The sequence below is a fragment of the Rhodosalinus sp. genome (genome assembly GCF_046542825.1).
In the GTDB taxonomy this organism is placed as follows: Bacteria; Pseudomonadota; Alphaproteobacteria; order Rhodobacterales; family Rhodobacteraceae; genus Rhodosalinus.
The window spans coordinates 1-5,656 of sequence record NZ_JBKHAQ010000146.1; the positions used below are offsets into that span (position 1 = coordinate 1).

The 5,656-nt window shown below is 72.0% G+C and carries 7 protein-coding genes and 1 tRNA gene; 6 read left to right on the forward strand and 2 right to left on the reverse strand.

The window, feature by feature from the left end; genetic code table 11:
• Position 1: 1 nt before the first annotated feature.
• The 4 genes from phnK to phnN are packed head-to-tail and all read left to right on the forward strand — an operon-like array spanning position 2 to position 2,388.
• Positions 2-829 (forward strand): phosphonate C-P lyase system protein PhnK, encoded by an 828-nt coding sequence (gene phnK, locus ACLFOB_RS13930; protein WP_410926469.1) that lies wholly within the window; start codon positions 2-4, stop codon positions 827-829.
• A gap of 13 nt (positions 830-842) precedes the next feature.
• Complete coding sequence (locus tag ACLFOB_RS13935; RefSeq protein ID WP_410918150.1) at positions 843-1,160, forward strand: CorA family divalent cation transporter; 318 nt, start codon at positions 843-845, stop codon at positions 1,158-1,160.
• A complete protein-coding gene (gene phnL, locus ACLFOB_RS13940) occupies positions 1,160-1,849 on the forward strand; it encodes a phosphonate C-P lyase system protein PhnL (RefSeq protein ID WP_410926470.1) in 690 nt (229 codons plus the stop codon). The genes ACLFOB_RS13935 and phnL overlap by 1 nt, the downstream gene beginning before the upstream one ends.
• A complete protein-coding gene (gene phnN / locus ACLFOB_RS13945) occupies positions 1,846-2,388 on the forward strand; it encodes a phosphonate metabolism protein/1,5-bisphosphokinase (PRPP-forming) PhnN (RefSeq protein ID WP_410926471.1) in 543 nt (180 codons plus the stop codon). The genes phnL and phnN overlap by 4 nt, the downstream gene beginning before the upstream one ends.
• On the opposite strand, the gene ACLFOB_RS13950 is transcribed toward phnN, so the two are convergent.
• Positions 2,364-3,047: a DUF1045 domain-containing protein gene (locus ACLFOB_RS13950; RefSeq protein ID WP_410926472.1), complete on the reverse strand. Its 684-nt coding sequence runs from the start codon at positions 3,045-3,047 to the stop codon at positions 2,364-2,366. The genes phnN and ACLFOB_RS13950 overlap by 25 nt on opposite strands.
• A gap of 29 nt (positions 3,048-3,076) precedes the next feature.
• On the opposite strand from ACLFOB_RS13950, the gene ACLFOB_RS13955 reads away from it, so the two are divergent.
• Positions 3,077-4,219, forward strand: coding sequence for an alpha-D-ribose 1-methylphosphonate 5-triphosphate diphosphatase (locus ACLFOB_RS13955; RefSeq protein WP_410926473.1), 1,143 nt, complete (start codon positions 3,077-3,079; stop codon positions 4,217-4,219).
• 225 nt (positions 4,220-4,444) lie between these two features.
• On the opposite strand, the gene ACLFOB_RS13960 is transcribed toward ACLFOB_RS13955, so the two are convergent.
• Entirely contained in the window at positions 4,445-5,467 is a 1,023-nt protein-coding gene (locus tag ACLFOB_RS13960) for a LacI family DNA-binding transcriptional regulator (RefSeq protein WP_410918146.1), read from the reverse strand.
• 112 nt (positions 5,468-5,579) lie between these two features.
• Between ACLFOB_RS13960 and ACLFOB_RS13965 the strand changes: the two genes are divergently transcribed.
• Positions 5,580-5,656 (forward strand) — tRNA-Arg (locus ACLFOB_RS13965).

The following is a 5,656-nucleotide window of genomic DNA, read 5'->3' on the forward strand; positions in this document are numbered from 1 at the left end:
CATGAGCGACGGAAAATCCTTGCAAGGATTTTCCCAAGGCCTTTCCAAAGGCCTTGGGCGTGCCGGCCCGCTTTTGTCGGTCGAGGGCGTCACCAGGCGTTACGGCGCGCGGATCGGCTGCGCGGATGTGTCCTTCGATCTCTGGCCCGGCGAGGTCATGGGCATCGTGGGCGAGAGCGGGTCGGGCAAGACCACGCTCTTGCGCTGCCTCTCGGGGCATCTGACCCCGGACCGGGGCCGCGTGCTCTACGACATGAACGGCCAGCCGACCGACACGCTGACCCTGACCGAGGCAGAGCGGCGGCGCCTGATGCGCACCGACTGGGCCTTCGTCCACCAGAACCCGCGCGACGGGCTCCGCATGGGCGTCAGCGCCGGCGGCAACGTGGGCGAGCGGCTGATGGGCACCGGCGCGCGGCACTACGGGCGCATCCGCGCCGCCGCGCTCGACTGGCTGGGCCGGGTCGAGATTGCCGCCGACCGGATCGACGACCGTCCGTCGGCCTTCTCCGGCGGAATGCAGCAGCGGCTTCAGATCGCGCGCAACCTCGTCACCGGGCCGCGGCTGGTCTTCATGGACGAGCCGACCGGGGGGCTCGACGTGAGCGTGCAGGCGCGGCTGCTGGATCTCTTGCGCGGCTTGGTGCGCGAGATGGGACTCTCGGCCGTGATCGTGACCCACGATCTTGCCGTGGTGCGCCTGCTGGCCGACCGGCTGATGGTGATGCAGGGCGGTCACGTCGTCGAACAGGGGCTCACGGATCAGGTGCTGGACGACCCGCAGCACGCCTATACCCAGCTGCTCGTCAGCTCGGTGCTGCAGGCATGAGGGGGCGCGGACCATGATCCGGGCGTTCCACCTCTCGGGCGGGGGACTGTGCACCATCGCGGAGCAGGCAGGCGTCCTGCAGCGGAAGACCGCGCTTCTTCCCGATGCGATGCGTGGCGTCGTCAGGATCGAGCGGGCGGTGATCGTCAGGATCCTCCCGGTGGTCGCCGTGATCTTCCTGCCGCCCGCGCTGATCGCCGCGATCTGCGGGATGAGCTTCACGGTGATGCCGGAACCGGGCTGGCATTTCGGCCATCCGATGGCGCTGGGCCTTATGGTGGCTTCCGTGTTGGGGGCGCCGGTGATCTTCCGGTGCAAGGGGTGGTTCTGATGGCGGTGATCGAGATCGAGGGCGTGGCGAAGGACTTTACACTGCACCACCAGGGCGGCGCCGTGATCCCGGTGATGGCGGGCGCGCGGCTGTCGGTCGCGGCGGGGGAATGCGTGGCGCTCACGGGCGCGTCCGGAGCAGGCAAGTCCACGCTGATGCGGATGGTCTACGGCAACTACCTTGCCCGCGCCGGGCGGATCGAGGTCTGCGGCGTGGACGTGGCGCAGGCCGGCCCGCGCGAGATCCTCGCGCTGCGCCGCGACCGGCTGGGCTACGTCAGCCAGTTCCTGCGCGTGGTCCCCCGCGTGCCGACGCTGGAGGTCGTGGCAGAGCCGCTGCTGGCGCTGGGCGAAGACCGCGAGGCGGCGCTGGCGCGGGCGCGTGACCTGCTCGCCCGGCTGAACCTGCCGAAGGCGCTGTGGCAGTTGTCGCCCACGACCTTCTCGGGCGGCGAGCAGCAGCGGGTGAACATCGCCCGCGGTTTCGCCCACCCCTATCCCGCGCTCCTGCTCGACGAGCCGACGGCAAGCCTCGACCCCGCGAACCGCGAGGTGGTGCTGACGCTCATCGAGGAGGCCAAGGCGCGCGGCGCCGCGATCCTTGGCATCTTCCACGACGCGGAGGCGCGCGCGCGGGTCTGCGACCGCGAGGTGGACGTGGGCGCCTTCACCCCGCGGGCGGCGGCATGAGCGGACGGCTGATCGCCGTGGTCGGCCCCTCCGGCGTGGGCAAGGATACCGTGATGGCGGCGATGGCCGCGCGCCGGCCGGATCTGCACATCGTGCGCCGGGCCGTCACCCGGCCTGCGTCCGGGACGGAACCCTTCGCGCCGGTGACGGAGGCCGAGTTCGCCCGCCGCGACGCCGCCGGCGAGTTCGCGCTGGCCTGGCGCGCGCACGGGCTGGCCTATGGCCTGCCGCGCGCGGAGCTGGCCGGGCTGGCCGAAGGGCGCGATGCGCTCGCCAACCTGTCGCGGCGCGTTCTGGGAGAGGCGAGGACGCGCTTCCCGCGCCTCGTCGTGCTTGCGCTGCACGCGCCTGCCGACGTGCTCGCGCAGCGGCTGTCCGGTCGGGGCCGCGAAACGGCCGAAGAGATCGCGGAGCGCCTCGCGCGGGAGGCGCCGTTGCCCGCCGGACTCGACGTGGTGCGGATCGAGAACGCGGGCACCGTGGACGCGGCGGCCGAGGCCGCGCTTGCCGCCCTCTACCCGGAAAGGGCGGCCTCGTGAATCAGGTGGAAGCGCCCCGCGTCGTCCTCTCCCAGAAGCGCCAGCGCCTGCAGCCGGTAGGGCCGCGGCAGGACAGGCGCGAAATGCGCGGCGAGCGCCACCTGCGCGGCCTCCCGGTCGCCCGGCGGCAGGGGGCCGGTCAGCGTGACGTGAAAACGGAATTCCTCCATCACATAGGGATAGCCCCAGCGGGCCAGCAGCGCCTCCTGCCGCTCGGTCAGCCCGGCGGCGCGGCGGCGGGCGAGGTCCGCGTCCGATGGGGGATCGCGGAAGGCATCGAGCGCCGCGACCGTCGTCGCGGCGATGCGGCCAAGGTCGTGCGCAGAGCCCTCCGGCCGCAGGGCGAGGAAGGGGCCGATGGCGGCCACCGTCAGCCCCTCTGCCTGCCCGGCCTCGGTCGCGGCACAGAAGGCGTCGAAGGCCGCGACAAGCTCTGCTTCGCTGCGCCCCTCCGCCAGCCGGAAGGGCGGCTTGACCGTGGCGTGAAACCCGTAGCGGCGCGGCCGTTCGGTCAGCGCCTCCGCGCTTCGGGGCAGACCGGCGACCGACGGGTGCGGCACATCACGCCCGGCTCTTGCATCCCACCCCAGCCAGGCAGCCCCCGCAGCGCCCAGCGCACTGTCCGGCAGGGCATAGATCGCATATCGACGCCAGCGCATGATCCCTCCTTCGCAACACAAGGCCGCAGATGACACGCGAAACCATCCTCGCCAATGCCCGGCTGATCCTGCCCGACCGCGTCGTGACCGGGCGGCTGCACCTTTCGGACGGCGCGATCGCCGCTGTCGAGGAAGGCGCAGGGGTGCCCCCGGGCGCGGAGGACTGCGGCGGCGACTGGCTGGCGCCCGGGCTGGTCGAGTTGCACACCGACAACCTCGAACGCCACATCGAGCCGCGCCCCGATGTCGACTGGCCGCACGCCGCGGCGCTGGTCGCCCATGACGCCGAGCTTGCCGGCTGCGGCATCACCACGGTCTTCGATGCGCTGCGCGTGGGGTCGAACCCCGGCGGGCGGCGGCGCTACCTGCCCTATGCCCGCAGGCTGGCAAGCGAGTTGCTGGAGCTGCGCGCCGCGGGCGCGCTCCGGATCAGCCATTTCCTGCATCTGCGCGCCGAGATCTGTTCCGAGACGCTGCCCGAGGAAATGGCCGAGTTCGGTCCCGAGGATCGCGTCGGTATCGTCAGCCTGATGGATCACACGCCGGGCCAGCGGCAGTTCCGCGACCTCGACAAGCTGCGCGCCTATGTCATCGGCAAGCGCGGGCTGAGCGAGGCGGATTTCGTCGAGCATGTGGCCGAGCTGAAGGAGTTGCGCGCCCGGATCGGCGACGCGCACGAGGTGGCCGCGGTGGCCGAGGCCCGCCGCTACGGCGCCGTGCTGGCCAGCCACGACGACACCAGCGCCGAGCACGTCGCCACCTCCGCGCAGCACGGCGTGGGCCTTGCCGAGTTTCCCACCACCCATGAGGCCGCGCGCGCCTGCCGCGAGCACGGCATCCCGGTGATGATGGGCGCGCCGAACCTGATCCGCGGCGGGTCGCACTCGGGCAACGTGGCGGCAGAGGACCTGGCGCGCGCCGGCCTGCTCGACATCCTGTCGTCCGACTATGTGCCGGCTGCGCTGCTGCTGGGGGCGGTGCAGCTTGGCCGGCTCTGGGGCGACATGGCCCGCGGCATCGCCACCGTCACCCGCGCGCCGGCCGAGGCCGCCGGGCTGTCCGACCGCGGCACGCTGATCCCGGGACGGCGGGCGGACGTGATCCGTTTCGCCGAACGCGCGGACGTGCCGGTGCTGCGGGGCGTCTGGGTGCGCGGCGCGCGCGTGGCTTGATGTCCCAAGAATGGCGCCGGAGCGTTGAGCGCCCCTGCGCCGGGAAGGGCTCATCGCGCCCTTCCGGGCGCTCTTCGCCGGCTGCGGCGCGAAGAGGGAGTACCGGGACCGATGAGCGCCCGCGCGCGCGGCTCCCGCTTGCGCCGTGCCCTTCGCAGCCGCCGGGTTCCATGTAGCGACGGAGCCGCGATGCGCCGCGCTCCCCTGGCGTCTGCCGCTGCCGCCCTACCGCCGGCGCAACGTGTCGCCGTAGTCGATGGTTGGCATCAGCGTCACCACTCTGTCGCCCGCGTCACACCCGGCCACCCGAGCGGCCACGATCCGTGCCGCGCGCTGCCCGATCTCGCGCCGGCAGGCATCCATCGTGGCGATCCGCCGCGGCAGGCCCTGCAGCAGGTTCAGCCCGTTGAACCCGGCCAGCCCGACCCGGCCGGGAATCTCGATCCCCTGCTCGAGCAGCCACAAGAGTCCGCCCGCCGCGATCAGATCGTTGGAGTAATAGAGGAAATCGACGTCCGGCGTGCGTTCCAGCATGTCGCGCGTCATCTCGCGCCCCTTCGCCAGCGCCGAGCCGCCCGAGTAGAAGGCGTGGTCGGCAAGCTCCACGCCCCCCTTGGCCAGCGCCTCGACCAGCCCCTCGAACCGCTTCCGGGCGCGGTGGTCGAGCGGCATCTTGGTGCCCAGGAAGCCGATCCGCCGATAACCTTCGGCAAGGATCGCGCGCCCCATCTCGCGCCCAGCGCGACGGTGCGAGATGCCCACGGCCGCGTCCACCGGATCGCCGTCGGTGTCCATGATCTCGACCACCGGCATGTGCGCGGCGCGCAGCATCGCGCGGGCGGGTTCGGAATGCTCCAGGCCCGCGACGATCACGCCCGAGGGACGCCAGGACAGCATCTCGTAGAGGACGCGCTCTTCCTTCTCGGGCAGGTAGCCGGTGACGCCCACGACCGGTTGCAGGCCCGTCGCTTCCAGTTCCTCGCTGATCCCTGCCAGCACCTCGGGGAAGACCAGGTTGCCGAAGGAGGGGATGATCACTGCCACGAGGTTGACGCGCTGGCTCGCCAGCCCGCCCGCGATCCGGTTGGGCACGTAGCCCAGGGCGCGAACGGCGCGCATCACCCGGTCTCGCGTGGCCTCCGACACCTCGCCGCGGTCCCTGAGCACGCGGCTCACCGTCATCTCGGACACGCCCGACGCCTCGGAGACGTCGCGCAGGGTCAGGGGGCGTTTCTGCCGTCGGTTCAATGTCGTGCCGGCCTCCGGGCGGGGATGCAGATGCTAGCGCGCTCCCGCCCGACAACGCAAGCGGCGCGGGCGGGTGACAAGCCCGTCGCTTCGGTCTATGACGTTACCCGGAGACTCCGTGGCTCAACTGGATAGAGCAGCCCCCTCCTAAGGGGCAGGTTGCAGGTTCGAATCCTGCCGGGGTCGCCA